The sequence below is a fragment of the Paenibacillus sp. SC116 genome, assembly GCF_024733555.1.
Taxonomy (GTDB): domain Bacteria; phylum Bacillota; class Bacilli; order Paenibacillales; family Paenibacillaceae; genus Paenibacillus_B.
In genome coordinates, this window is record NZ_JANIOF010000001.1 from 2,456,785 (window position 1) to 2,483,429 (window position 26,645).

General features: G+C 44.4%; 19 protein-coding genes. 3 read left to right on the plus strand and 16 right to left on the minus strand.

Features of this window, described 5'->3' with window-relative positions; translation table 11 throughout:
* Positions 1-6: 6 nt before the first annotated feature.
* From NQ117_RS10740 to NQ117_RS10770, 7 genes are all read right to left on the minus strand, one after another.
* The gene (locus NQ117_RS10740) at positions 7-186 is read right to left on the minus strand and encodes a hypothetical protein (protein WP_258277930.1); all 180 of its coding nucleotides are present in this window, start codon (positions 184-186) and stop codon (positions 7-9) included.
* A gap of 173 nt (positions 187-359) precedes the next feature.
* The gene (locus NQ117_RS10745) at positions 360-1,664 is read right to left on the minus strand and encodes an MFS transporter (RefSeq protein WP_258277931.1); all 1,305 of its coding nucleotides are present in this window, start codon (positions 1,662-1,664) and stop codon (positions 360-362) included.
* Between the two features lie 146 nt (positions 1,665-1,810).
* Entirely contained in the window at positions 1,811-6,409 is a 4,599-nt protein-coding gene (gene gltB, locus NQ117_RS10750) for a glutamate synthase large subunit (protein ID WP_258277932.1), read from the minus strand.
* Between the two features lie 469 nt (positions 6,410-6,878).
* Complete coding sequence (locus NQ117_RS10755; RefSeq protein ID WP_258277933.1) at positions 6,879-9,125, minus strand: bacterial surface protein; 2,247 nt, start codon at positions 9,123-9,125, stop codon at positions 6,879-6,881.
* Positions 9,126-9,301: 176 nt separating this feature from the next.
* Complete coding sequence (locus tag NQ117_RS10760; RefSeq protein WP_258277934.1) at positions 9,302-10,423, minus strand: acyltransferase; 1,122 nt, start codon at positions 10,421-10,423, stop codon at positions 9,302-9,304.
* A 216-nt stretch (positions 10,424-10,639) separates the two neighbouring features.
* Entirely contained in the window at positions 10,640-12,652 is a 2,013-nt protein-coding gene (locus tag NQ117_RS10765) for a YhgE/Pip domain-containing protein (protein ID WP_258277935.1), read from the minus strand.
* 243 nt (positions 12,653-12,895) lie between these two features.
* Positions 12,896-13,495 (minus strand): TetR/AcrR family transcriptional regulator, encoded by a 600-nt coding sequence (locus NQ117_RS10770; RefSeq protein ID WP_258277936.1) that lies wholly within the window; start codon positions 13,493-13,495, stop codon positions 12,896-12,898.
* A gap of 189 nt (positions 13,496-13,684) precedes the next feature.
* Here NQ117_RS10770 and NQ117_RS10775 point away from each other — a divergent pair, with 189 nt between their 5' ends.
* Complete coding sequence (locus NQ117_RS10775; RefSeq protein ID WP_258277937.1) at positions 13,685-14,809, plus strand: MGDG synthase family glycosyltransferase; 1,125 nt, start codon at positions 13,685-13,687, stop codon at positions 14,807-14,809.
* Positions 14,810-14,922: 113 nt separating this feature from the next.
* On the plus strand, positions 14,923-15,333 hold the full coding sequence (locus NQ117_RS10780; protein ID WP_258277938.1) for a permease: 411 nt from the start codon (positions 14,923-14,925) through the stop codon (positions 15,331-15,333).
* Between the two features lie 191 nt (positions 15,334-15,524).
* On the opposite strand, the gene NQ117_RS10785 is transcribed toward NQ117_RS10780, so the two are convergent.
* The 4 genes from NQ117_RS10785 to NQ117_RS10800 all read right to left on the minus strand — a co-directional run bounded on the left by NQ117_RS10785 (position 15,525) and on the right by NQ117_RS10800 (position 19,700).
* Positions 15,525-16,412, minus strand: a complete 888-nt coding sequence (locus NQ117_RS10785; protein WP_258277939.1) for a C40 family peptidase — start codon at positions 16,410-16,412, stop codon at positions 15,525-15,527.
* A 240-nt stretch (positions 16,413-16,652) separates the two neighbouring features.
* Positions 16,653-17,678, minus strand: a complete 1,026-nt coding sequence (locus tag NQ117_RS10790) for a FecCD family ABC transporter permease (protein WP_258277940.1) — start codon at positions 17,676-17,678, stop codon at positions 16,653-16,655.
* Complete coding sequence (locus NQ117_RS10795; protein WP_258277941.1) at positions 17,671-18,684, minus strand: FecCD family ABC transporter permease; 1,014 nt, start codon at positions 18,682-18,684, stop codon at positions 17,671-17,673. The genes NQ117_RS10790 and NQ117_RS10795 overlap by 8 nt, the downstream gene beginning before the upstream one ends.
* Before the next feature lie 17 nt (positions 18,685-18,701).
* Complete coding sequence (locus tag NQ117_RS10800; RefSeq protein WP_258278231.1) at positions 18,702-19,700, minus strand: ABC transporter substrate-binding protein; 999 nt, start codon at positions 19,698-19,700, stop codon at positions 18,702-18,704.
* A 366-nt stretch (positions 19,701-20,066) separates the two neighbouring features.
* On the opposite strand from NQ117_RS10800, the gene NQ117_RS10805 reads away from it, so the two are divergent.
* On the plus strand, positions 20,067-21,320 hold the full coding sequence (locus tag NQ117_RS10805) for a sugar efflux transporter (RefSeq protein ID WP_258277942.1): 1,254 nt from the start codon (positions 20,067-20,069) through the stop codon (positions 21,318-21,320).
* Between the two features lie 372 nt (positions 21,321-21,692).
* Here NQ117_RS10805 and NQ117_RS10810 read toward each other — a convergent pair whose 3' ends face one another.
* The 5 genes from NQ117_RS10810 to NQ117_RS10830 all read right to left on the minus strand — a co-directional run bounded on the left by NQ117_RS10810 (position 21,693) and on the right by NQ117_RS10830 (position 26,594).
* Positions 21,693-22,556 (minus strand): cation diffusion facilitator family transporter, encoded by an 864-nt coding sequence (locus tag NQ117_RS10810; protein WP_375163061.1) that lies wholly within the window; start codon positions 22,554-22,556, stop codon positions 21,693-21,695.
* 600 nt (positions 22,557-23,156) lie between these two features.
* Entirely contained in the window at positions 23,157-24,791 is a 1,635-nt protein-coding gene (locus tag NQ117_RS10815) for a DEAD/DEAH box helicase (protein ID WP_258277944.1), read from the minus strand.
* A 42-nt stretch (positions 24,792-24,833) separates the two neighbouring features.
* Complete coding sequence (locus NQ117_RS10820; RefSeq protein ID WP_144991618.1) at positions 24,834-25,034, minus strand: YwbE family protein; 201 nt, start codon at positions 25,032-25,034, stop codon at positions 24,834-24,836.
* A gap of 508 nt (positions 25,035-25,542) precedes the next feature.
* Positions 25,543-26,241 carry an N-acetylmuramoyl-L-alanine amidase gene (locus NQ117_RS10825; protein ID WP_258277945.1) on the minus strand — a complete coding sequence of 233 codons (699 nt, stop codon included), beginning with the start codon at positions 26,239-26,241 and terminating at the stop codon, positions 25,543-25,545.
* A gap of 2 nt (positions 26,242-26,243) precedes the next feature.
* On the minus strand, positions 26,244-26,594 hold the full coding sequence (locus NQ117_RS10830) for a phage holin family protein (protein WP_258278232.1): 351 nt from the start codon (positions 26,592-26,594) through the stop codon (positions 26,244-26,246).
* Positions 26,595-26,645 lie beyond the last annotated feature (51 nt).

A 26,645-nucleotide genomic window follows, 5' to 3' on the forward strand; every position in this document is an offset into this window, starting at 1 on the left:
TTGTTTCTATGTTTTAGGATGAGATTCCTGTATGTTCTTTTTATTATATTCGTCCCATCGTTCTAAAGGTATATCCAGTTGGTTGAGGATTTCTTTAATATCTACTGTGATCGTTAGCGGATTATCCTCGGTTTGTTCTACTATCGTGTGCTGGGTCTTACCAGTTACATCGTGTCCTACCTTCATTCTCCAAACCTCGTTTCTCTCAGAATCCCGCAACTTATGGTATCTCTCTATTAAAGTATCCAGTTACGATAACCCTATTATATCCATATAGAAACGCTTAAACTGTCGGACAATGGAGGAGCGAACACGAAATATCCCTTCTATTTTTGTCGAATCCTATGAAAAATGAGTAATTACCTGTCACACGTGATAGAACTCGGCTCCTGAACTTGTCGTCCGCGCTGTATCCACGCATGCACCATATAGCTGCTTAATGACAAGCCTGCAACAATAATGGATACAATGACGACCATATTCAATCCGCCTGCATCATAAGCAATTCCTAAAGCTAGCGGCCCAATCATACGTCCTAAGGAGCTAATCCCTCCTACTAAGCCTAAGTAAAATGGAGCTTCTCTACCTGCCACTTTACTAAGAAAGGCTGGAACAGCAGGCGATACTAACATTTCACCCAACGTAGCCACAATCATAGCAAATATAAATCCGGTATAGCTCGGCCATATCCAAACCATCATATAAGCTGTACCGTACAAGGCTGCACTCCAAGTTAATTGAGAAGTAGCTTCAACAGCCCAATTTCGCTTCAACCAACTAAGTAGTGGTTGTCCAGCAAAAATGAAGATGCCATTAATGGTCCACAGCCAGCTGTACATCTTCATCTCCATTCCTTGGTCAGTCAAATGTGGAGCAACACCCGAACCCCATAGAGAATTGGCAAGCCATATGAACATGGAGCCGCAGCCGATGAACAAATAAATATGGATAGAGCGAAGCTTAGTCGCTAATGAAAGATGGGGCAACACCCCTTTTTCTCTATCGGCTGGCAAAGTCATGCTTCCTGCTTCAGACCTATCTGACTTCGACCTGATACTCGAAGTTGTTACCACTCGTCTAGAAGTAACTTCATTACTCATGTAAAAGTGGAAAAATACCGCGAAAGCCGCAGAAGCTGTCGCATTCATTAAGAATGTCAAATTAAAAGAAATATCAGCAAGTACACCGCTCACCGCTGTTCCCAAGGCTACACCAATATTGTTTGCTACATAAAAAGAATTGAACAGTTCATCTCTTCGTTCAGGCCAACGAAATCCAATAAACGACTGCATCGCGGGCATTGAAATGTTGGAGGCAAAGCCAATTGCAAACATCGTAATGACATACCCCCACCAGCTTGAATAAGCTGTCACTACAAGAGAAGCTTGGAGTATGGCCGATGCCCCTAGTGCCCCTATCAGAAGATTACGAACTCCCCATCTATAATAGAAGGAACCACCGGCAACTTGCCCAATCATTCCCCCTAAAAACTGCATCGTAATAACAAAGCCTGCTTCTGCCAAACTCCGTCCCAACTGTTGATGTACAAATATCGTCGTTAACGGCCACATCAGAGCCGAACCTGCCGAATGAATCATACTGGCCCAAATAAATACGTTCATCTCACGGGTATTTTTACTGAATATAGACCATGGTGATTCCATCTAGATGTCACTCCTGTCTTTGTCGTCATCCTATGTTATGTAAGCAAAAAAAATAACCTTAATCCTATCTACCATTATACATGGTAGATGATGGATTAAGGTTATACAAGCTTAATCGTTATAACACTAAATTCATAAGCTATTGACTAGTTGCCGCCAACACGGGACAACTCACGCATATTCGCTTCGAATGCCGCCAACAAAGCCGCTTCCCCCACTAAGCCCTTCGCTTCGACTTTTTCAATTTGCTCCAACATACGCTTATAGTCTTTCGGAATAATACGTACGAACTTAGGCAATAACTCCTGCCACTGAGCCAGTACTCTACTACCAATCGAGCTGCCTGTGTAATTCACGTGCTTCTCGATCATGTTGCGTAATTGCTCTATCTCACTTTCATTCTCTACGCGCTCCAAAAGTACCATTTCCAAGTTACAGTTATGCACGAATGTGTTGTTCATATCAAGTACGTAAGCGATACCCCCAGACATACCCGCGGCAAAGTTTCTACCCGTAAAACCAAGTACAACTACGCGTCCACCAGTCATATACTCACAGCCATGATCGCCTACACCTTCTACAACGACATTTACCCCGGAGTTACGAACAGCAAATCGCTCCCCGGCTATACCATTAATGTAAGCTTCGCCGCTAGTTGCTCCATAGAACGCGGTATTGCCGATAATGATATTTTCTTCTGCTGCAAATGTTGCGCGCGGTGACGGCTTCACAACTAACTTACCACCTGACAACCCTTTGCCGACATAGTCATTGCTGTCGCCTTCTACTGTCAACGTCATTCCCTTCGGCACGAATGCACCGAAGCTTTGACCCGCTGAACCTGTAAATGTGAAGGAGATTGTATCCTCTGGCAAGCCTTGCGCGCCATACTTACGAGTTACTTCGCTGCCTAGAATTGTACCTGTTGCACGATTCACATTCGTAATTGGGAATGTGCCTGTTACAGGCTGTGCCTGCTCCAAAGCTGCTTGAGCCGTAGGCACTAGCTGCAGCATATCCAGTGTCTCCTCAAGACCATGGTTCTGTTCGCGAACTTTCGTGCGAGCTGAACCTGCTGGAAGTTCTGGCTGATACAACACAGTAGATAAATCAATATGCTTCGCTTTCCAGTGATCACTTACTTCTTTTACATTCAAGCACTCTGTACGTCCGATCATATCATCCAACGTGCGGAATCCTAGCTCTGCCATTAATTCACGCAGCTCTTGAGCAACGAATTTCATGAAGTTTACAACATGATCAGGATCGCCTTTGAAGTTTTTACGAAGCTCAGGATTCTGAGTCGCTACGCCGACTGGACAAGTGTCCAACTGACATACACGCATCATAATACAACCAACTACAACGAGCGGCGCTGTAGAGAAGCCGTATTCTTCAGCTCCAAGCAATGCTGCGATCGCGAGATCACGGCCTGTCATCATCTTGCCATCTGTCTCAAGGCGAATACGGTCACGCAAGTTATTAAGAATAAGCGTCTGATGTGTCTCTGCCAATCCAAGCTCCCACGGGAGACCTGCATGACGGATTGAACCTTGAGGGGACGCCCCTGTTCCACCGTCATAGCCGCTGACGAGAATAATGTCTGCACGGCCTTTCGCTACACCAGCAGCAATCGTGCCGACACCAACTTCAGACACAAGCTTCACGTTAATATTTGCGCGTGGATTCGCATTCTTCAAGTCATAAATAAGTTCCGCCAAATCTTCAATCGAATAAATATCATGATGCGGTGGCGGTGAGATAAGACCTACACCCGGTGTCGAACCGCGAACTTCTGCTACCCAAGGGTATACTTTACGTCCTGGCAGCTGTCCACCTTCGCCTGGTTTTGCGCCTTGCGCCATCTTAATCTGAATTTCTTCCGCGTTTACTAAATAATTAGAAGTGACACCGAAACGTCCAGACGCTACCTGCTTAATCGAGCTGCGGCGCCAGTCACCATTAGGATCCTTCACAAAGCGTGCTGGGTCTTCTCCACCTTCACCGGAATTCGACTTCCCGCCGATGCGATTCATCGCTATCGCCAGCGTCTCATGCGCTTCCTTCGAGATGGAACCGAACGACATCGCTCCTGTTTTGAACCGTTTGAAGATGGATTCTAACGATTCCACTTCCTCTATAGGAACTGCTGCTCCGATTGGCTTAAGCTCAAATAAAGAACGCAAAGTACCATTTTGGCCGTACTCTTTCTGTACGAAACCAGCATACTTTTTGTACAATTTGTAGTCGCCTTTGCGGCATGCTTCTTGCAGTGTGTGTATCGTTTGCGGATTGAACAGGTGTTCTTCCCCGTTCTTGCGCCATTGATAATCACCGCCGGAATCCAATTCTGTATCGCGTCCCTCTTGAACAGCGTAAGCACGATTGTGATGTGCAAGCGTTTCTTGCGTGACTTCTTCGAGACCAATGCCACCGATACGAGAAGGTGTCCATCTGAAATATTTATCAATAAAGGACTGTTCCAAGCCGAGCGCCTCAAATATTTGAGCTCCACGGTACGACTGCACCGTAGAAATACCCATCTTAGATAAAATTTTGACAACGCCTTTCGTTGCTGCCTTAATATAGTTCTTCACTGCTTTATCATGCGATACATTGCGGATCAAGCCTTGGCGAATCATGTCATCTAATGTCTCGAATGCCAAATATGGATTGACCGCACTGACGCCGTAGCCGAGCAACAATGCGTAATGATGAACCTCACGCGGCTCCCCAGATTCAAGCAGCAAACCAACTTTTGTACGCGTACCTTGTTCAATTAAGTGGTGATGCAAGCAAGAGACCGCCAACAAAGCTGGAATCGCTGCATTCTCCGCATCAATGCCTCGGTCAGATAAAATAATAATGTTGTGTCCTTTGCTTATAACGCGATCTGCCGCTTCACACATGGTCTGCAAAGCCGCACTCAAACCATTTGCCCCTTCATTTGCTGGGAACAAAATCGGGATCGTAATAGACTTGAACCCTGGTCGTCTAATATGACGCAGCTTCGCAAAGTCCTCATTGGATAGAACTGGCGTAGCCAATCTAACATGGCGACAGCTCTCTGGCTCCGGATGCAGCAAATTGCGCTCAGGTCCGATCGTCGTTCCTGTAGCAGTAACAATCTCCTCGCGGATCGCATCGATAGGCGGATTCGTCACCTGCGCGAACAACTGCTTGAAATAGTTGTATAGACGCTGAGGACGCTCAGAAAGTACAGCAAGCGGAGCGTCATAACCCATCGATCCAATTGGTTCAACACCGCTTGATGCCATCGGCTCAAGCACTTTGCGCAATTCTTCAAAGGTGTAGCCAAACGCCTGTTGGCGTTGTTGAACATTCTCATGCTTCGGCTCTGGCACTTCAGGTGCCTCTGGCAAACCATCAAGACCAATCAAGTGCTCATCAAGCCAATCTTGATATGGGTTTTCGTTAGCAATTTGCTGTTTAACTTCCTCATCCGAGATAATTCTACCTTGCTCCGTATCGACGAGCAAAATACGACCTGGGCGAAGACGGTCTTTATATAAAATCTGTTCAGGTGCAATATCCAAAACACCTGCTTCAGAACTAAGAATGATCAAGTCATCCTTTGTCACGTAATAACGGGATGGGCGAAGACCATTACGGTCCAAAATAGCACCGATCTGTACGCCATCTGTGAACGCCATTGCAGCTGGGCCATCCCATGGCTCCATCATACAGCTATGGTATTCATAGAACGCGCGTTTAGCAGCATCCATGCTCTCGTGATTGGACCATGGCTCAGGCACCATCATCATTGCCACATGAGGCAACGAACGTCCAGACAAATAGAGGAATTCAAACGTGTTATCGAACATCGCTGTATCTGAACCGTCTGGATTGATGACAGGTTTGATCTTCTCTAGCTCAGCACCAAATACTTCCGATTGACAGAGCGTTTGACGAGCGTTCATCCAGTTCACATTTCCGCGCAGCGTGTTGATCTCTCCATTATGAATCATAAAACGGTAAGGGTGGGCACGTTCCCAGCTCGGGAACGTATTTGTACTAAAGCGCGAATGCACAAGGGCAATGGCAGTCTCTAAAGAAGGATTTTGCAGATCCAAGTAGAAATGACCTACCTGCTCCGTTGTGAGCATTCCCTTATACACGATCTTGCGGCAAGACATGCTCGGAATATAGAACGTATCTGCGCCTTCTTCATTCGTATAACGGATTGCTTGCTCTGCACGCTTGCGAATGAGATATAGCTTGCGTTCGAATGCCAGATCGCTCTGAATGTCTTCACTACGACCGATGAACAGTTGACGAACGTAAGGTTTTACTGATTTAGCAGACTGACCTAATGTTTCATCGTTTGTTGGCACGGTGCGGAAACCTAAGAAGGTTTGACCTTCGTCTTCTACAATACGACGAAGCTCCGCCTCGTGACGCTCCCGGATGCGGACGTCTTGGGACATAAACAACATTCCAACACCGTAGCGTCCCGCTTCCGGCAATTCCACGCCTTGCTCTTGCATCTGTTGTGCAAAGAAACGATGCGGCAGCTGCAGCATGATGCCTGCCCCATCCCCCGTATTAGGTTCGCTTCCTTGACCGCCACGATGCTCCATACTAACCAAGACAGTTAGCGCTTGGCGAACGATGTCATGGGACTTCTGCCCTTTGATATGAGCGACAAATCCCATACCACATGCATCTTTCTCGTACTGTGGATCGTATAGACCTTGCTTCTGAGGTAAGCCGTATGCTTTCATAGGATGCAACCTTTCTATATGTTAATATAATAATTAGTGCATGTATTTATAATTATTCATTTTAAGTATTGTATCATTTTATCACCGCCCCAAATTGAAGGCAATTCAAACTTTTTATGCTCTTGATAATTTTTGTTTTACACAAAATATGATTTTCAACGTCTATTACTTGCAGTACAGCCTCAATTACATATTAAAAATGAAGGTTTGCGGTTATAAACTCAGCCAAATCAGAAGCTTAATCTGCTCATTTTCGTCATACGGTTTACGCTCGGCGTGGAGCTGACATGCATAAACCGGACAAGTTTTGTGTATTTTTATACAAACTATTGTATAACAAACACAAATCATCTTCGAAAGTCCCCGTCTGCGAAATGACTATATACAAATCGCAGCCCCTATAACATAGGGGCTGCGACAGAATGTACATAACCTTTTTATGCTGTTGATGATTGTTCAGCAAGGCACACTATTTGACCGAAACTCGCATCGAGACAGATTTGCCATCGAATGTAAATTTGATCGATGCGCTGCCTTTAGTCACTGCTGTTACTTTTCCACGTTCTACTTTCACTTTTGAGCTTGAAGGCACATACTTCACTTGTGAAGTGACATCGACCACTTCACCCGTATCGTAAATCGCATTTACCTTCCAGTCAGCCGTTTGACCAACTGTCATCTTAAGTGAAGAAGAAGCATTCGTCTCCAATTTCAAGAGACGCGGCTTAACATGAACAGGAATGACGAGCTGATTACCTTGATATTCACCAATAATCTTTGTGCTTCCGAGCGCGAGACCTTTCACACTCGAGCCACGCAAACTCGCAATGTTTTCATTTTCCACTTTCCAGTCGATACGGCTTGTCAGCGTAGCCTTCTTGCCATCTCGATACACACCCGTAACTTTGAAGCTCTTGGACTTGTTGATATTCACATAGACAGGATTCGGCTCGATAACGAAGCGAACGACTTCCTGCTCGATTGTGATCTTGATGCTAATCTTTACGTTTGAGTAAGTACCGTTCAGTGTTACTCTGCTCGGCACAAGCCCTTTCATCTTGCCATCACGGATCAGCAAGTTCGTGTTGCTTGCTTCCCATTTTATATCTTGGGTTACATCAAGCTCTTCACCATTTGTGAATATAACGGTTGTCTTAGGCAATGCAACCTCACGGCCTGTCACGATGGACATAACCGTTTGGTCTGTACTCAGCATCAACGCCTTGCGCAATACTTTCACGTCTGTGCTCAATGCAAGACCGTTCGACGTCACCAATAGTTGAGCATCCCCGCTGCTTAAAGCTTTCATTTTGTCCTCTTCTACTTCAAGTACAGCTGGATTGCTGGACGTATACGTAACCACATTGCTCAAGTCTACTTTGTCACCGCTAAACGTAATACCTTGAACTTTCGGAAGAGGCTTCGCATCTTCCACGTACAGTTCCTGTTTGAACGGCTCCTTCGCATCTTCCTTTGCATCTGTCCATTCGAGCTTCTCGATTTTCGGGTATACTGTCACATTAATCGATTTGGATAAACCTTTATAACTAGCTGTGATTTTAGCCGTTCCTGCTGCTTTCGCTTGAACAATGCCATGTTCAACCGTAACAGCCATTACGTTGTCTGAACGCCATTCAGCTAGTGCAGTTACTTCTTCTGCTACCCCTTGATCATTCAAAGCAAATGTCTTCAAGTTAATCGTCTTTGTGTCTCCCAGCATAACATGCTGGTCCTCATCCGGCGTAATGCGCATTGCCTGGTGAGAAGGACGTACAACAGCCGTTACGCTCTTCGAGCGGCCAAGGTAAGTAACCGTTACCGTAGCTGTACCAACATTGATCGGCTTCACTTTGCCGTCTTTTACTTGAACGATATTGGAATCACTTGTCGTCCAAGTTGCTTTCAATGTTACATCTTCTGTTGCGCTGCCCTTCTTCTCAGTTGTCGCAGTAAGGGCGTATTCTGCACCACCATATTGGAATTCAATTAGCTTGTTCGGAGACAGCTTCAACTCATCGTAAGCATACTCTACTTTGACTTCAATCGTTTTGGTGAGCCCTTTATGTTTCACTGTAATCTTCGTTGTACCTGCAGACTTAATGTCAAGAACGCCTTTATCCACGTCCACGATATTCGAATCAGCAGTGGACCATGCTGCTTCTGCTGTTACGTCATTTTCTGTACTGGACGATTTATCGGAGGCAAATACTTTCCACTTTGGCTTCGCACCAAGCATAGTAGTGAAAGATGCTTCCACCTCTTGTCCACTATCCGCATTGCGAACGACAAGTTGTTCGAACATATACTCAGACACTACCGTCTTTTTCAACGTAAAGCTTTGATACTTAACTGTAATTTCAGATGTACCTTTGCCGACACCACTTACCCAGCCATTCTCTACCTTTACGGCAGACGGATTGGAAGAAGTCCATGTCGCTGCTCCCGTAACATCCCTCAAACTCGTTTCTCCCTTAATAGATGCCAACACTTTCATCTGCACAGATGATCCATCTACAATGACATGTACAGGAGATACCGTTGATTCAAATTGAAGTCCCGTTACCGTTTCTGCAGTCGATGTCTTCGTTGTAGTTGATGCACTAGCAACGGATTGCCACGGAGATATACCTATCATTAATGTAACAACAAGAAAACTTGCCAGCCATGTTGTCATTTTGCGCCCGAAAGAGCGTTTGCGTACCGCTAAATTGCTCAAGCTATATTCCCCTTTCCCTACTTCATACCAAAGTATGTCGCAAAGTCATGTATATATTGATATATCGGCAGTTGGAAAGGTTTTTTTTATGATAATCCAAATGTACGCTTCATTAATATGAAAATTAAGACTTTATAACTAGTTCCTCTATAAATTTACAACCAAATTATCTGCTCTTATTTTCCAAAAAACATCCCCATTGGACTACGTACTGACCGTTGTGGCGCCAACTTATTACCAATATACTGCAATCCTATACAAAGCAGCATCGTAAGTACAGTTGTCACGAGTACCATCCCGTATGATCCATACCATACCGAACTACTAAGCTCTAAGCTTTCCAGTACAAGCACATGGGCAAGGAATATAAAAAAGGCGTACTGCCCAAGGTTCATAACACCCTTCATCCAACGCGCCTCCGCGAATACAAGCGCACATTTCCAGACAAGCAAAATGGTACAGCATACATAAATAAACACCGTAACACGGTAGAAATGAATCGAATTGCCAAGGTCTGATGAAATGCTAAACGACAAGTGAACATCTGCGAGCTGAAGAACAAGGGAAGCAAGATACAAACTTGCACAAAAGGCAAGTGATTTGTTCTTCACGTACTGCAAACATTTTTCAAAATGCAGGCCAACTGCTAACCCAAATACGAAATAGCCCATCATGCCAAATAACGTAGGGGCAATTAAAATTTCCCAAGCTTTCCCGAGCGATGCAGGTATGTACTCAAATGAAGAAAGGAATAGAAGTTGATACGCAGCCGTGTACAGAAGTTGAATGCTGCTGATGATGAGAAGAAAGCCTCCGACGTTCCATTTTAGACCTTTGAGCCAGAGAGGCAGAAGAATGATACATTGCAATAAAAGAGGGATAAAGTACAATTGATGAAAATATCCTTTGCCGAGCACAAGGGCAACGACAAGATGCTGCAGCCCCCATGGGTTGATCATAAACCAAGTGAACAATAGGCCAATTACTGTCCAAAGCAAGTATGGCAACAGTAAATCGCTTCCTCGCTTCAAGATCAAACTTGGATAAGAAATGGGCTTATCCTTAAGACGATACGTAATTAGCAGTCCCGACACAAATAGAAACATAGGTACCGAAAACCTGCCCCATGCGCTCGCCCATACCAAGGGCAGCACTCCCGCTTCCATCTGTCCTCCCCATCCGGCATGGTCAGAATACTGCACTGCAATTCCCATTGAAATAACATGAATGAGAACGACACCCATAATCGCGACGCCACGCATCGCTTCCAGTTCCCATCGTCGATTTACATTTGTCACATTCGTACCTCCTTACGATTTGCCGCTAACCGTTACGTTTATACTTGCTGCAACGAATCTTATGAAGTCTTACAACCAATTCGAGCTTATCCCCCTATTTCCTGCTGAACATGGAAAAAACCCTCAAATGCAAATTAGCACTTGAGGGTTTCTCTTACTTCCGATTATTTCATTCCACGTCTAGCATCGATAAAGCTTCATTTATGATTGCAAGCATTAGTTCGCAGTAACCGAAGCTTGATCGCCGCGTGCTTCACGCGCCTTCACAACGAAGTAGCCTAGAGTTAATGCACCAAATGCAACGATATAAATGGCAAGAATTCCTGATTGGCTAAGCAATGCGCTTGTATCGCCGCTTGAAATAACTGCTTTAAAACCATTTACCGTATACGTCATTGGCAACCAGTCGCCAATCACTTGCATGAATGTAGGTGTCAGCTCCACTGGGAACGTTCCTCCACAAGATACAAGCTGTAAAATAAGAATTACGATTGCAACAAATCTTCCCGGGTCCCCAAGCACGGTTACCAAGGACTGAATAATAAACATGTACGTCATACTTGATAAAATACTAAAGCCGATAAATTGAGCTGTATTTTGTACTTCCAGCCCTAGGCCGAAAATAAGAATCGCATCTGCCACTAGTGCTTGAACAACACCAACGGATACAAACAATAGCGTTTTACTAACAAATCGACTCCACCCAGAAGCCAATGGATCTGGCGATTGAACTAGCGGAAGTACAATCGTTAGAATAAGCGCACCCACAAATAATCCAAGTGACAAGAAGTATGGAGCAAAACCTGTACCGTAATTCGGTACTTTATTGATGCTAGATTCTACAACCGTTACAGGTTTAGCGTACATTTCGATTCGTTTTTCTGAACCTTGCACACTCGCTGCTTCGTCTGCCGCTTCTGTTAGCTTACTCGCTAGTTCACCTGAACCGTCTTTCAGCTCACGCACACCGTTTTGCAACTTGCCTGCACCATCATTTAGTTTGCTGCTGCCATCTGCAATAGTCGTTATTGCTTTCGTAGCTTCTGTGACTCCACCTTTAAGCTGCGCTGCACCATCAGCAAGCTGCTTCGCTCCAACGGTAAGCTTACCGCTGCCCGCAGCAGCCTCGTCTAGCTTCTCGCCGAATTGATTCATACCGCCAACAAGCTGAGTTTGACCATCTTTCAATGCAGATGCTCCCGCTACCAGCTTAGTTTGGCCTTCACTTAACTTGCTCGCACCTGCTTGAACTTCACGACTTGCTTGCATAATCTGCTTCATAGCAGGGTGATTCGCTAATTCAGGGCTTGCTTTCACTAATTGCTCTAGGCCGCCTGCGAGCGCCTTTGTTCCTTCAGCCAACTCTTTGCTGCCTGCTGCAGAGCTTTTCAAACCTGCTTGCAGTTGAGTTGCCCCTTGCTCACTCTTGCTAGCCCCTTGCTCTAATTGATCATGTGCTTGAGCAAGCTGCTTCAGGCCTTGATTCATCGAGGCTGCACCTTTGTTCAACTCTGCTGCGCCTTGGTTAAGCTTCTGTGCACCTTCCGCAAGCGGAGACGTACCTTGCTTCAGCTTTAGTGCCCCATCAGAGAGCTTCGCCAAGTTCGTTTTCAGCTCAGCTGTACCATTAGCTAGTGTCTTCGTACCATCGTGGATTTTGGTCGCACCGTCTCCAGCTTCACCTAGTCCATCAGATACTTTCTCAATCTGCTCAAACATCAACTTTGTGTACGATTCCGTAATCGTACGAGATATTTCGGAGTTGACTTGATGAATAGCAGTTCCCCCAATTTGAGCAGCTAAGAAGTTATGGCCTTCATTCGTTTGGAACAACAATTCTGCCTGCTTCGGCTCGTCATCCATTAAACTTGCTGCCCGCTTGGAGAAGTCTTCTGGAATCGTGATCATCATGTAAAAACGATCTTCCTTCAATCCCGCTAGTGCTTCCGGTGAAGATACGAAGTGGAAATCAAGCTCCTTGCTTTCCTTCAGCTCATCCACTAGTTCTTTACCGATAGTCAGCTTCTCGCCTTCCATTTCAGCACCTTTATCTTCATTTACAATCGCCACGGGCAAATCTTGCATCTTCCCGTACGGATCCCAAAATGTACCTAGAAACAGCGCACTGTACATAACCGGAATCATCATAACCGCAATAACTGGCACCAATACCTTTGGATTGCGCAGTATGTTTCCCCACTCTGCAAAAAATAATCGCAAACTTTTCACACGTTCCACTCACCTTTGTGCTAAATATCATGTTTCTAATTTGATAAAACCCCCTGACCAAATAGTTCATTTGGTCATTTTAGGGCAAAAGAAACGCCTCGCCCGCTCTGCTATAAAACATACAGCGCATAAAACAGCTGCATATCTAGCTGCGATTGGACGCGACGTAATAAACCTATAACAAATCTTGCCCCTTAGTAGGCAAGCTGCTAATTAACGATATGATGCTTAACCATACAAAGGTTACTCATCCTTCGATTCATACGGTGTTACTCGTAGAATCCCCTTCATAAAGTATTTATAGAAGGTTTCCTTTATCGTATCCTTATCCAATGGATCATAAATCTTATTCCATTCCGTTGTTAAAGATCGATACAATTGATACATAATAAAGCTCATAATACGAGGATCGCCCTGCTCTAGCTCACTGCGGTCCATAGCTGCTTGAAGCTGAGCTTCAATGTACAGCAGCAACTCACTTTCAAGACGATTCAGTGCTTCATTAGCCATTGGTGTTCCTACATCACGCAGCTCTTGGGAAAGTTTCATTGCTAATTCATGACGACTACGGAACTCTAATGCTTGATCGAGAATACGAAAAACCTTCTCATGAAATGGACGCTGTTCGGCAGATTCCTTATCTGCGATATGCTTCATCTCAAGTATGACTTGTTGCAAAATCTCGTTGAACAGCTCTTCTTTATTCGCAAAGAACGTATAGATCGTCCCTTTGCCGACTTGAGCAATCTTAGCGATCTGATCCATCGTCGTTGCTTTGTACCCAAACAAGGCAAATGACTTGGCAGCAGCATCAATAATTTGTTTACGTCGATCCAAAGACATACGATCACCCCTCTCTGCTTCTGACTGCTTGACTGAATGACCAAATTGTTATTTTAGTCATTTTGCTCGTTTTTCACTTTACCACATTGTTTTTCATCTTGCAACTTCAATGTTTTTTTGGAACAATATCTAAAGATTCCTTGATGCTTCCAATTCGATTGTGGGGTATAATAATGAAGGGTGAGAAACATGCGTAAAAAGAGGATCCTTCTTCTATCCGAAGGTTTCGGTACAGGGCATACACAAGCTGCATACTCATTAGCTGTCGGGCTTAAACATATAGCCCCAGACGTCCAAGCCCGTGTTATCGAGCTCGGCAGGTTTCTAAATCCTACCGTCGGACCGCTTATATTTGCAGCTTATCGCAAGACGGTCAGCACACAACCAAAGTTGGTCGGTCTTCTGTACCGCAAGAAATACAAAAAGTCACTTCATCGCTTTACTCAATTAGCTCTGCACCGTATATTTTATACGCAGACTTCTCAGGTCGTTAATCATTTGCGTCCTGATGCAATTGTCTGCACACATCCATTTCCGAATATCGTCATCTCTCGATTGAAGCGTTCAGGACTTCATGTTCCGTTATATACCTTGATTACCGATTATGACGCTCATGGTACATGGATAGACGATGAAGTAAGCAAATATCTTGTATCTGCTGATGAAGTACGTGACAAGTTGCTTGCTCGCGGCATTGAATCTGATCGCATTGTCGTTACAGGCCTGCCTGTTCATCCAAAGTTCTGGAGCCGCCAGACACAACAGGAAGCCCAAACTTCCTTGGGGCTGAAGACAATGCCAACCGTCATGTTTATGGGGGGCGGATGGGGTCTCTCCATTAATGAAGAAGCACTACAATACATAGCCGAGTGGCGAGAGCATGTACAGTTTCTATTCTGTATGGGCAGCAACAGCAAAACGATTCAGCGTATGAAGCAAGATCCATTATTTCAGCATCCTAACATTCATGTTTACGGATATACTCATGATATCCCGCTAATGATGGACGCTTCTGATCTTTTAGTAACGAAGCCTGGTGGAATGACCTGTACAGAAGGTATGATTAAAGGAATTCCAATGCTGTTCTATTCTCCTATTCCTGGACAAGAAGAAGAGAACTGCGACTATTTTATTGACCATGGTTACGGAGAAATGCTTACCTCACATGAAACACTTATAGCATGGTTTAAACGGTTGCAGAATGATCTGAGCGACGTAAGAATTACGCGTCAACAGCGAGAGTTCCCAACCCAACTGCTGGAGAAGTGCCCACGTGATGTATTAGAACTTATCAACAACCAAATGTTTGGATAAGCAATTATATGGAAAAATTCATCCCGATTTTCATTTTTGCACCAACTTTTCTCACTTACTATCAAACATTAAATTGAATATTTATTTGAACAAGAGATAAGGAGAGAGCTAGATTGCTATATCGTACATTCGGTGCCATTGGATATGTCCTCGTAGTTGCTGGTATGCTGACACTAGCACTCGATTGGACCTCCTTCACCCTTTCCTGTATTATCGCCATTGCTGGACTCATTAGTCTTGGTATTGAAGAAAATCGAGCAGGCAAACGACATTGGCTTGTCAAATATGTAGATTATGCACCACTAGTCGTGCTGGGTTTCTTCTATATTCTTGTACGTGAGCAGCAGAGCCTAGCGGTATGGTTGCTTTCAGCTATTATTCCACTAAGTGCGCTTAGCGGCTGGTATGCTAATCATTTAGCTCGTAAGCCACGCTTCCGCAGCTTGCGTAGGATTGAAGATCTAATTCCAGAAACACCTGGAACCAAGAAGGAACATCATCCTCATCAGCATCACCGTCAGTAAACAGATGTCCATTGACAGCATAGGACAACAACATTACTTGATGTACAACGACACCTCCTTCCAAGATAACTCTTGGGTGGAGGTTATTTTTTTTGTTCTCTAATCCAACAGAAGGGGCTGCCCTTCAGAAGAACAACTCTCCCCTTTGGACAACCCCTCGATTAGTTGGAACTATTCAAATTATTCATTTACTAGATTACACTTCCACCGAACAAGAAGCGATGTTCCCAAGCTTTGCCCGTGATCGTATCTACACGAACGCCTCCAGAGTCAATGGAGTACGTATGCAATACTTGTCCATCACCTAAATATACACCCACATGAGTAATGCGCTCTGTATTCTTATTTACCCCAGCATAGCTGGAAGCTTTGGAGCCTTTATAGCTCATAAAGAACATCAAGTCGCCACGTTTCAATTGGGAGATACTATTTTTAGCTGTCCCTTTATTCTTCACATAAGAACCTTGTTGACGGGAATCTGCTGGCAGTGTAACTCCTGCGGACTGCTTGAAAATATGACGGACGAAATCAGAGCAGTCGAAAGTTTGCGTATTACTGCGGTTGGAACCGAACTCATACGGTGTCCCGAGATACGACATGCCTGTCTTAATTACGTCTTCCACCGAAGAGCTGATGGGCTGCTTATCGTCATTGTTCGAATTGTTTGCATTTACGGAGTTGCTCGAACCCGTAGATGGATTGCTTGTCCCATTAACTTTAATATACTTGCTGCTGGAACTAACAAATCCAATGTTTCCTTGTGAATCTTTCACTTTGTACCAATTAGCACTTGTCTGTTCTAGTACGGAAACCGCTTCACCCTGTGTTAGCTTGCGAATTACTTTACCAGAAGTAGAAGCTGCGTCACGCATGTTCACACTGCTTTGAATCGTTGCCGTTTGTGCTGTACTAGCAGCCGTGTTCATATTGTACGAGTAGCTTGTCCCATTGTCAGTGCTGCGTGGAGCAGCTGATACAGGCGCTGCTAACATTTGAGCAGATAGTGTAATTGTCGTTAGTGCGAGCAAAGATTTGCTGAAAGTTTTCATATTCATTAATTTATTCACTCTGTTGTTCATTATCGTTCTGCCTCCCTAAGATGTCGATTCTTCGTTGCTGGCTTACAACAATAATGATCACATGTGTGTATGTACACATTGTAATCTTTTATAATATTAAATCAATGAATCCTAGTAATGTAACTAGATTCCATTTGTCTATACTATAACAAGTTACAATTTTGACATCTAGAGGACTTTAGTCTTAATTATTACGTTTTGTAACTATTTTACTAGTTCTAAAGAACTATATTAAATGATTTATTTTCCTTTTGTCCGAATCATAAGGAAGACAAAGTAAGGAACACCAACAAGTGAAATGACAATACCAACTGGAAGCTCCGCAGGCGACACAATCGTTTTTCCGACATAATCAGAAAAAACAACGATTAACATACCTATTAGTCCACAAACGGGCAGCAGCCTACTATGAGTCACACCAACGAGCCTTCTAGCAATATGCGGCGCCAATAAGCCAACAAATCCGATACTACCAGACACGGAAACACAAGCACTCACGATACCGATGCTGCAAATGAGAAGAATGATTCGTTCGCGGTTAATCGCAATTCCTAAGCTGGATGCACTTTCATCCTTCATTTGCAGCAAATCCAAAACAGATGCCTTTATCAGCAAAATAGGCACAAGGATAATAATCCAAGGCAGCATAGCTATGATATATAACCAATTCGCATTGTAAATACTACCTGTAAGCCATACGGTAGCTGCTTCGAAGTCATTCGGATTCATTTTCAAAGAGACAAATAAAGTCAGTGCACCAAATCCGGAAGAAATCGCGATACCGACTAACAAAAGCCGCTGCGGATCCAATGTCCCTCGATACCAAGCCAGCACAAAAATCACGACCGCTGCTAGCAATCCGCCGACTAACCCGAAGATTGGCATAATCATCGTCCCGAGCCAGCCATCTGTAAATAACTCACCTTGAAATAAGAACATAAAAATAACGATCGCAAAGCCCGCTCCCGCATTTATTCCAAGAATCCCTGGGTCTGCTAAACCGTTTCTAGAAACACCTTGGATCACAGCCCCTGCAATACCAAGCCCAAAACCAACCAAAGCGGCGACAATCATTCGAGGCATGCGAAATTCGAATAGAACCAACTCATGCTCAGGCTTGGTGTCTATCTGCAAAATAGTCCGCAGAATTTCCATGACCGTAATGTCAAAATCACCAGCCGTAATATGTAAATACAAGCTCACCACAATAAGACATACGAGTGATATAAAAGCGACCCAAAACGCACGTAATGATGTTCTATGCATGCTTGCCGCCTCCTCTCGTACGAATTAAATAGAGGAAGAAGGGAACACCAAACAAGGCGGTAACTACGCCTATCGGCGTTTCAAACGGCATGTTCAAGAAGCGACTTATAATGTCGCAAAACGCCAGGAACATGGCTCCGATGACTCCTGCACAAGGCACAACCCAGCGATAATCCATACCGACCAAAAAGCGAGTAATATGTGGAATCATTAGACCGATAAAGCCAATCTTTCCTACAAGCGCAACCGATATCCCTGTCAAAATAATGACCGATATCGTTGCAATTCCTCTAACCAGTTTCGTTCGCTGCCCTAATCCGCGAGCTACTTCCTCACCAAGCGCCATAACGCTAATCTTGCTAGCAACCAGCATTGCGAACACAATACCCACAATAGCAAACGGAATCGCTAGCTTCACATGTTCTGGATTCACTTGATGAAGCCTCGCATTATACCAAAAGCTAATATCTTGTGAGATTTGAAAATACGTAGACAACGCCATCGAAACACTGCTTAAAAATGTGCCAACTACTGTACCAAAGATAGCCAACTTCACCGGTGACAGTCCGCCAGGTATGATGGACGCTATACCATACACAAATGCTACACCCAAGGCGGATCCTAGAAGTGAGAACAAAATCATTTCCATGGACGATGCATTAGGCAAAAGGATCATAGACAGTGTGATGGCAAAGGCGGAACCGTCTGTTACACCTAAAATAGAAGGAGAAGCTAAATAGTTGCGTGTTACTCCCTGCATTAGTGCGCCAGATATAGCAAGGAACGCCCCTACAAGGAGCGCTCCTATTGCTCGCGGCAGACGGGAGTGTATCACAATCTGATGATCGATATGATTCGGGTCGAAACGAACAAATGCATCCCATATCGTGCTTAAGCTGATCGGCTTAGAGCCGTAAAAAATAGAGCAAACAGCTAATGCTATCATCACAAAAGGCGATAACGCGAGGATGACTATAGGTATGCGATGTGATATTTGCCTCTTCATCTGCTCACCCAATATCCTTAGGAACCAAGCTTCTCAACAGCAGCTTTGAGGAACTGCTGTTTACTCCAGAACGTTCCACCTTGTGCATCTGGATCAACAACATTAATAAACACCTTGTTGTTTTTAACTGCATCGAGATTTTTCCAAATTGGATTGTTTTGCAGCTCTTCTAGTATTTTTACGTTCTTCTTATTCTCGGACTCCGCAAATTGTAGGAAAATGACATCCGGATTAATCTCACTGAACTTCTCAATCGAAATGATTTCTTGTTTCTTCGTAGCTGCTATTTCTGCTGGTACGGATAAACCAAGCTCTTCATACAAGGTAGGATTGAAGAATACCGACTCTGCGTATAAACAAAGTTCAAGCCCACGCAATCGAAGCGCAATAACCTTTTTATCCTTATACTCCGCCCCAATCTTCGGCTTCGCAGCTTCTAGATCTTTCTTATACTGTTCGAGCAAATCATTGGCCTGGTCTTGCTTGCCCGTTAGTTCTGCTAGCAATAGCAAGTTCGCCTCCCAGTCCACTGCTTTGTGAGAAACAGGAATTGTCGGTGCAATCTTCTCCATCTTCTCCGTCTTGTCTGCTGGGAATTTCGTCGAGCCTAGTATAACGTCGGGCTTAAGCTTCAGCATAGTTTCAAAGTTCGGCTGCTGCTTTTGACCGATATCAGTCGCCGTTTTAGTTATATCTGCGAACATTTGCGGGAAACCTCCACCAACTGAACTCGCTCCAGCAAGATTAACGTCTAGCACAAGCGCGTCTTCCATTGATTCGATACTTCCCGCAACCACAATATTTTCAACTTTTTCAGGGACGGTATAGGTCTTGCCCAAATATGTAATCTCTCTCGTTCCTTTAGCCGTTTCTGTCGATGCTGTCTGAGACTGACCTGATTCTGGTTGTGAAGCGGTCTTATTATCTGTCGCTCCATCTTGCTTCGAGCTGCCGCATGCAGCTAATAGGAAGACCATAACGGAAATAAGTGCAAATTGCCAAAAACGCTGTTTCATTGTTTTCATTGCCTGCCTCTCTATTTTTCAATCCATAGGAATTGATAATTATTCTCATTTAGATTATAGAGGAGCAGCTTCTGTCCGAACATGGACAATATCCAGTTTCCATCATGTACGAAGTCCAGAATCATGTAACAGCACTCATCTGAATTCTGCTTGGTATGAAAAGGATAATTCAGAAATTGTAATTTAGTTCTTCAACACATACGCCCTTCATTTGTCATACGTTCGTTCGAACTAAAAACTACTCTTGTTATTGTTAACCAATGTGGTAAACTTCACCTACAAGGCAGCATGACGATGCGGACGGGCTATGGAGTAAGTTGATTATGTAGAGAAAAATAAAGAGAGGATAGGGGTAAAATGAATTCATTTTTGCACGCTATTAAGCAGCATACGAAAACGACCTTTGCCATTCAGCAGTTTCCTATTGCCATGATCATCAATGTGTTTCTCGGTATTTCTTTTGCTTTTGTAATGCCGTATAATTCTCTATTTGCGATTGATGAAGTTGGTATGAGTAACAAAACCTTTGGTATATTCATGCTTATCTCATCGATATGCGGTATTGTATTCAGCACCTATATCGCTAAGCTATCTGATCGTCTGCCCAATCGCGGCTTCATTTTAGCCATGTGTGCAATCGCTGGGGCAGTCGGTTATTTGGGATTCGCCTTTTCAAGAAATTTTTATGTACTGCTCTTTGTCTCTTCCCTGTTCCTTGGCATATCTTCATCGACATTTTCGCAAGTGTTTGCCATTGGCCGTGAGATTTTAGGAAGATCAACCGTACCTTCCTCTCAGATTCCACTCTATATGAACATCTTGCGTACGATTTTTGCTCTATCTTGGACGCTTGGGCCTGCCATTGCAGCGTTTGTTTTGCTTTATTTAGGATTTACAGGACTATTTGTGGTAGCGGCAACCTGCAACGTTATCGTAGCGATCATTTCGCTTTTATTTTTAAAAAGCAGACAAGAAAGTCAAATGGCCAAAACATCTCAAGCCAACATTCCGCTCACCAAGATCGTATTTCAACCGTTTATTTTTCTTAACCTGCTTGCCTTTACGTTTATTTCTGTGGCAAATACGCTTAGCACGATGAATATGGCTCAATTCGTCACCAAAGAACTCGGCGGTACAGAAAAAGATATCGGCATCATTTTCAGCATCCCGCCTGTATTTGAAATTCCATTTATGCTCGGCTTTGGCTATTTAGCTACTAAAATAATAAGTGATAAGCTAATTAGGCTGGGCGTATTTATCGCCTGCATTTATTTTATTTTGCTCTCCTTTGCAGCAGAAACTTGGCATATCTTTATCGTACAAATATTGAGCGCTGCCTACATTTCGATTACGAGCGGAGTCGCCATTACCTATTTTCAAGACTTTTTGCCGCAAATGCCAGGAACCGCAACCAACTTGTACTCCAATTCCAATAAGGTTGGATCGATGATTGGTTTTGTACTATTTGGCTTTATCGCGGATGGCTTTGGATATCGCAGTGTATATTTCGCTTGTGCGGTATTTGCCATTGTGGCCTTTACATTGTTGCTCGCATTAATAAAGATGAAACGGGCAAAGTTTGATACCGTTCAGGCAAGGCAAGTGAGTTAGAGGCGATGTAAGGAGCGTATCGAGGTCACCTGGAACCTGAAACTTGGAAACTTCCTCTAACGGTTCCCGCAGGCGTTATTTTCAGCAAATCATCCACAGTAGAAATGTAACGGTCGTACGAGTGCTTATTTTAGCCATAATGGCGATTAAAATCGCTCCAACTGGCAAATAAGCTCACTGACATCCTTTACATCTCAAATGAAGTACATATTAGCTGGATAGCCTCTGCGGCAACCGTTAGTACGGTCGGTAATATTAGTTAATCAACAAGCTATCTGTAAAATACATAAAGGCAAAGTTATCTTCACGATAACTTTGCCTTTTTCTCATATATAGCGATAAGCAGCACAGTAACCGTACATTATCCTCTTACTAAGAAGGTTCCCCTTTTAATAAGGGCTCCACATGTACTTGAACCTCGGTAATATTATGCGAATGCATCATTCTATGCTCTACCTCATCGCAAATCCGATGACTCTCAATTAAAGTCAACTTTGGATCAACCAATACAATTACATCGACGAGCACACGATTGCCATGAAGGCGTGCCTTCACATCCCGAATCGCATGAACACCGTTTGTATGGGCGATCGTCTTGCGCAGCATCTCCAATTTTTTTTCATCAAAGCCATCGGTTAACGCATGACTCGCATCATAAAAAATATCCCATGCTGTCTTAAGTATGACGATGCCGACGGTCAATGCCGCAAGCGGATCAAGCCACGGAAATCCCCATTGAGCTCCGAAAATACCAATTGCTGCACCGATACTTACCAACGCATCAGATCGGTTATCATGAGCAGCGGCCATTAGAGCTTTATTCTGTATCCGTTTTGCAAGCCTGCTGTTATAGAGGTAAACCACCAGCATAACGACTGCACACAATAGAGCAACCCAGCCTGTCACAACATTCGGAACATGCGTATCTGAAGACCAAAGGGATTGAACGGTCGATACAATAACCTGTATCCCTACCGTTGCCATAATAAATGAAGCAACTAATGCAGATATCGTCTCTGCGCGAAAATGTCCGTACGGGTGATCGCGATCGGGCGGCTTCTGCGAAATTCGCAGGCCAATAAGCACCGCTACAGACGCAACGATATCCGTCAAGTTGTTCCATCCGTCTGCCTGCAGCGCAGCAGAATGATAGGCGAAGCCAAAGCCAAGCTTCGTCATGGACAGCACAATATAGACGATGATGCTAACCCATGCTCCTCGTTCACCTTTTTTCATATCTGCATATTCTTTCAATACAACTTCCTCCCAGCTAATCATCATTAGAGCAAATGATATCAGTATGATAATAAGTTGGTTCTTAAGCCGATAACCTCAAGTATTGCTCTTTCCGTATTACATGGTAACAAATACAATTGCTGTGGGTCTAGAGAAACAGTGTTGACCTGTAACCGTTCTGTTTCCCTCGCAAAAAGGTGTTGCATCTGTTCCGTAAAGTTGGTTGGATGTGAAAAAGTTGCTGCTATGCAACTTATCATAAATTTTATTAGCTCCTTTTCCTTAAAAGGATACATCGATTCTATAGTATGCTCGCTTAGAGAAGAGTTCATAAGCGAACACGAAAGGATGTTTACATTACCGTATGTTCTCGTTAACGATTACGGATTTATAATCTTATGTTCCACGCAAAAAAGCGCCATCGTCTAGGGGTTCATTCCCATAACGACAGCGCTGTAAATAGATGTTATTTAGTTAGTTTCGGCTTTATAACAATCCCTAGTAAGCTCAATCAGAGCTTTTTTCATCTTATAGGATTGCTTTCCAAGTTACATAGCGATTCTAAAATGGTTAGTTACAAGGTGTGTTTCCTGGCTAAGCTTAACGTCTGCCTCTGCCACCAGAGCGACCAGCTCCGCCAGAACGCTGCTTGCCACCTTGGCCTTGATGGGATGCCCCTGCACCACCAGATGCACGCCCGCCGCCGCGACGACCAGAGTCATTGCTTCTGCCAGATGCACGATTATCCGCCTGAGCTGGCTTACCACTGCGCCCGCGATTACCAAATCCGCTATCTGCTTGTCCACCACGGATGTTGCGTTTCTCTCCACGGGATGCTTCTCCGCGAGAACTAGTGCGCTTCTCACCACGTGCAGATGCTCCTCCACGGCCAAAACGCTCTTCTCTGCTTGCAGACTCCGTTCTGCTGCCAGAACGTTCCGCATGTCCTGCAGCTCCCGTTCCACGACCACTGCGCTTGCGTCCTGCATCTTCACCGCGAGAAGAAAACTTCCGCTCTGCCCCGGACTCATTTCTACCTGCGCCGCGTCTTGCCGTGCGTTTGCCAGATGAAGCAGATTCCTTATAACGATCAGATTTTCCGCCTTTAGACTTCCCAGCTCCTAGCGCATTATCAATACGGAAGCCCGGTACTCTCTGAATTTGCAGCAAGTACGGACGGTCTTTCGCAGTAACAAATGTAATTGCGACACCCTTCGCACCCGCACGGCCTGTACGGCCAATACGGTGAACGTAGCTTTCCGCGTCTTGCGGAATATCGTAGTTGAATACGTGCGTGACACCTTCCACATCCAAGCCGCGTGCTGCAACATCTGTTGCAATGAGGAATTGGAGCTTTGTATCTCGGAAACGTTTCATTACTTGCTCACGCTTCAACTGAGACAAATCGCCATGCAGCTCATCTGAATTATAGCCAGCCTCTAACAATGCTTCATTTAAAGCAGATGCACGACGCTTCGTACGACAGAAGATAACCGCTTGGAACGGGTTCTGCTCATCAAGCTGCTGGAATAAATCATCTTGTTTCGCACGATCCGTCGTCTCAATGATCATTTGCTTAATATGATCCACCATTACTTTGCGTGATTCAATACGAACGTTAGCAGGATCTTTCAAATAGCGATTCCCCAAACGTCTTACTGAATCCGCCATCGTTGCAGACAACATGAGTGTCTGACGCTTGTATGGCAATTGTTCCATGATTTCCTCTACTTCAGGCAAGAAGCCCATATGAAGCATTTGATCAGCTTCATCGAGTACAAGAGTATCGATCTGAGATAAATTGATCGTCCCACGACGAATATGATCGTTCAGACGTCCAGGTGTCGCGATGATCAACTGCGGTGTTCTACCGCTTAGCTTGTGGATTTGCTTCATTACGTCTTGGCCGCCATACACTGCCAATACGGAAATGCCACGAGTAGCTGCCAATTTGCGTGCTTCGTCTGTAATTTGAAGTGCCAACTCGCGTGTAGGCGCAACGATTAGTGCTTGTACACGTGCTTGATCAGGCTTCGCCTTTTGTACAATCGGCAAAAGAAATGCCAACGTCTTACCTGTTCCTGTTTCTGCTTCCGCCATGACGTCTTGGCCTTTCATCATGACTGGAATAGCCTGCTGCTGCACAGGTGTAGGTGTATCAATTCCGTTTTGCTTCAAATATTGCAATATCGCTGGGTCTAAGTTATAAGCTTCGAAACCTTTCAGGTCGTTCATCTCCCTTTTGTTGTCGGTTCATTTTTAGGCATGGCCGCTGTCTTAAGGAGAAACATGTATATGCTTCACCCGTCCCACCTGACCGCTGTGCAATCTCACTTTAATACCGTGAGGGTGGAACGGCGAGTTCGTTAATATATCCTTGACGATTCCGCGCGTCGTCTTACCTGTACGCTGATCTTGTTTCAGAACGATATCGACATCTAGTCCTGCACGGATATGCTGACGCTGTTGCCCGTTCACTTGTCCATTGACGGTCATTTTTTCTGATGCTCCTATCTGCTTGCTGGTGGTTATGCGTTCATTTTACCCATATTACAAGAAAGCGAGCAACAGCGCCATATAATTATAAAAGGAAGGAAGATACTTGCAGAGGTGAAATGTTTCAATACACAATGGAATACACCCCGATATTCAAGTCTGTATATACAAATAACTTTCGGATGTACTGGTAGGCTGCGATTCTTCAGCGCAGGGGAAGGGGATCTTTTGCAGCTTCATCTTTATGCGGCTCCTCTAACGAGTGCCACAGACGTTATTTTCACGAAATCACCTAGTATAGAAATGTAACGGTTGTAGGCGAGCTTATTTTAGCATTTTTGGTCAATGAACTAGCTTTATTTGAAGAATAAGCTCTGTGACGCCCTTTATCATTCAAAATACATCCATATACGCTGAATAGGCTCTACAGCAACCGTTAGCGCGATTTCTAAGTCCCAGTTGTAAGAGGTGGTTAGCCGCGCGACCACCCCTATTTAGATAAGGTCGCCCGCTTGTTTGTATTGTCCCACAGCAATTTGAGCTGCAATGCTTCCGCGATGTCGCGTAGCGGCACATAGACGTGTCCATTCACTAAGTGTCCTTCCAGAGCAGATGTCTCGCCTTCGGATAGCTTCACATTTACAGGTACTTGGCTTGCCTGAGATGGCTTGTCCACCGTTCCCTTTGAACTAGCATCCTTCATATCCGCCAATACGCGCTCAATCATGCGGGTAAACGTTTGCCAATGAGGCAGCAATCGGGATGGACAGCCTTTTCCGCTCCAATGGCGATGCGGCACAATTCGGCTAAGTGGAATATTGTGTTTCTTCATTAAATAAGCAACAAGCCACGAAGCTTGTCGCCAAGCCAACATTTCATTCATACCCTCGTACATGCAAATTTCAATCCCAATGGACATGGTGTTGCCCAAGCCTTTTCCATCACCCGCATGCCAGCCTTGTTCATTATCTTCAAGATGCTGAATAATTTCGTGATCATCAACCGTATAATGCCAGCTTTTCTTCGCTCCGCCGCTACCATTGAGCAAGTAACGAGCATGCGCATCGGCAGTCGCGGCATGATCTGTGTTATCTGTATTATGAATCGTAATATAGAGCGGCTTCATTGCTCGCTTTGGTTTATTTGGTGCCTCTTGCAGCAGCAGCCGCTGTTTAACGCTGTACGTCATCGTCATCTCCCCCCTTTTTCGTGCAATATTTCAATTGCTTTTTTAATTGTTGATGGAATTGGAACACCCATCCGTCCTGCATTTTCGATAATAGATAGCAGCTCATTCGCCATATAGAAGAAAATCGTCGCATCGCGCAGCATATGCTGATCTCCCAATACAAGATCCACTTGATGAGCGATGGCGATAATAAGAAAAATAAAAATTTTACGCGATATCCCAACCAACCCAACTCGACTGCGCAAAGTCCCTGTTACGCCTGCTGCGATAATTCCGGTAACATAATCGATAATGATCATCATGAGTAGCACCCGCATTAATGTCGGCCATCCGCCGAACATAAAGGCTGCCATTGTTCCAAACGCCCCGAAAGTCACCGTTGCAGCCACTTGTTCTGTTGTCTT

What these genes read in the sequence shown, in the direction of transcription:
- NQ117_RS10770 (WP_258277936.1), bottom strand. Translation starts at nt 13,495, where the DNA reads ATGTCTTTGGATCGACGTAAACAAATTATTGATGCTGCTGCCAAGTCA.
- NQ117_RS10775 (WP_258277937.1), top strand. Translation starts at nt 13,685, where the DNA reads ATGCGTAAAAAGAGGATCCTTCTTCTATCCGAAGGTTTCGGTACAGGG.
- NQ117_RS10825 (WP_258277945.1), bottom strand. Translation starts at nt 26,241, where the DNA reads ATGACGTACAGCGTTAAACAGCGGCTGCTGCTGCAAGAGGCACCAAAT.
- NQ117_RS10805 (WP_258277942.1), top strand. Translation starts at nt 20,067, where the DNA reads ATGAATTCATTTTTGCACGCTATTAAGCAGCATACGAAAACGACCTTT.
- gltB (WP_258277932.1), bottom strand. Translation starts at nt 6,409, where the DNA reads ATGAAAGCATACGGCTTACCTCAGAAGCAAGGTCTATACGATCCACAG.
- NQ117_RS10830 (WP_258278232.1), bottom strand. Translation starts at nt 26,594, where the DNA reads ATGGCAGCCTTTATGTTCGGCGGATGGCCGACATTAATGCGGGTGCTA.
- NQ117_RS10795 (WP_258277941.1), bottom strand. Translation starts at nt 18,684, where the DNA reads ATGAAGAGGCAAATATCACATCGCATACCTATAGTCATCCTCGCGTTA.
- NQ117_RS10740 (WP_258277930.1), bottom strand. Translation starts at nt 186, where the DNA reads ATGAAGGTAGGACACGATGTAACTGGTAAGACCCAGCACACGATAGTA.
- NQ117_RS10790 (WP_258277940.1), bottom strand. Translation starts at nt 17,678, where the DNA reads ATGCATAGAACATCATTACGTGCGTTTTGGGTCGCTTTTATATCACTC.
- NQ117_RS10810 (WP_375163061.1), bottom strand. Translation starts at nt 22,556, where the DNA reads ATGAAAAAAGGTGAACGAGGAGCATGGGTTAGCATCATCGTCTATATT.
- NQ117_RS10785 (WP_258277939.1), bottom strand. Translation starts at nt 16,412, where the DNA reads ATGAACAACAGAGTGAATAAATTAATGAATATGAAAACTTTCAGCAAA.
- NQ117_RS10800 (WP_258278231.1), bottom strand. Translation starts at nt 19,700, where the DNA reads ATGAAACAGCGTTTTTGGCAATTTGCACTTATTTCCGTTATGGTCTTC.
- NQ117_RS10815 (WP_258277944.1), bottom strand. Translation starts at nt 24,791, where the DNA reads ATGAACGACCTGAAAGGTTTCGAAGCTTATAACTTAGACCCAGCGATA.
- NQ117_RS10745 (WP_258277931.1), bottom strand. Translation starts at nt 1,664, where the DNA reads ATGGAATCACCATGGTCTATATTCAGTAAAAATACCCGTGAGATGAAC.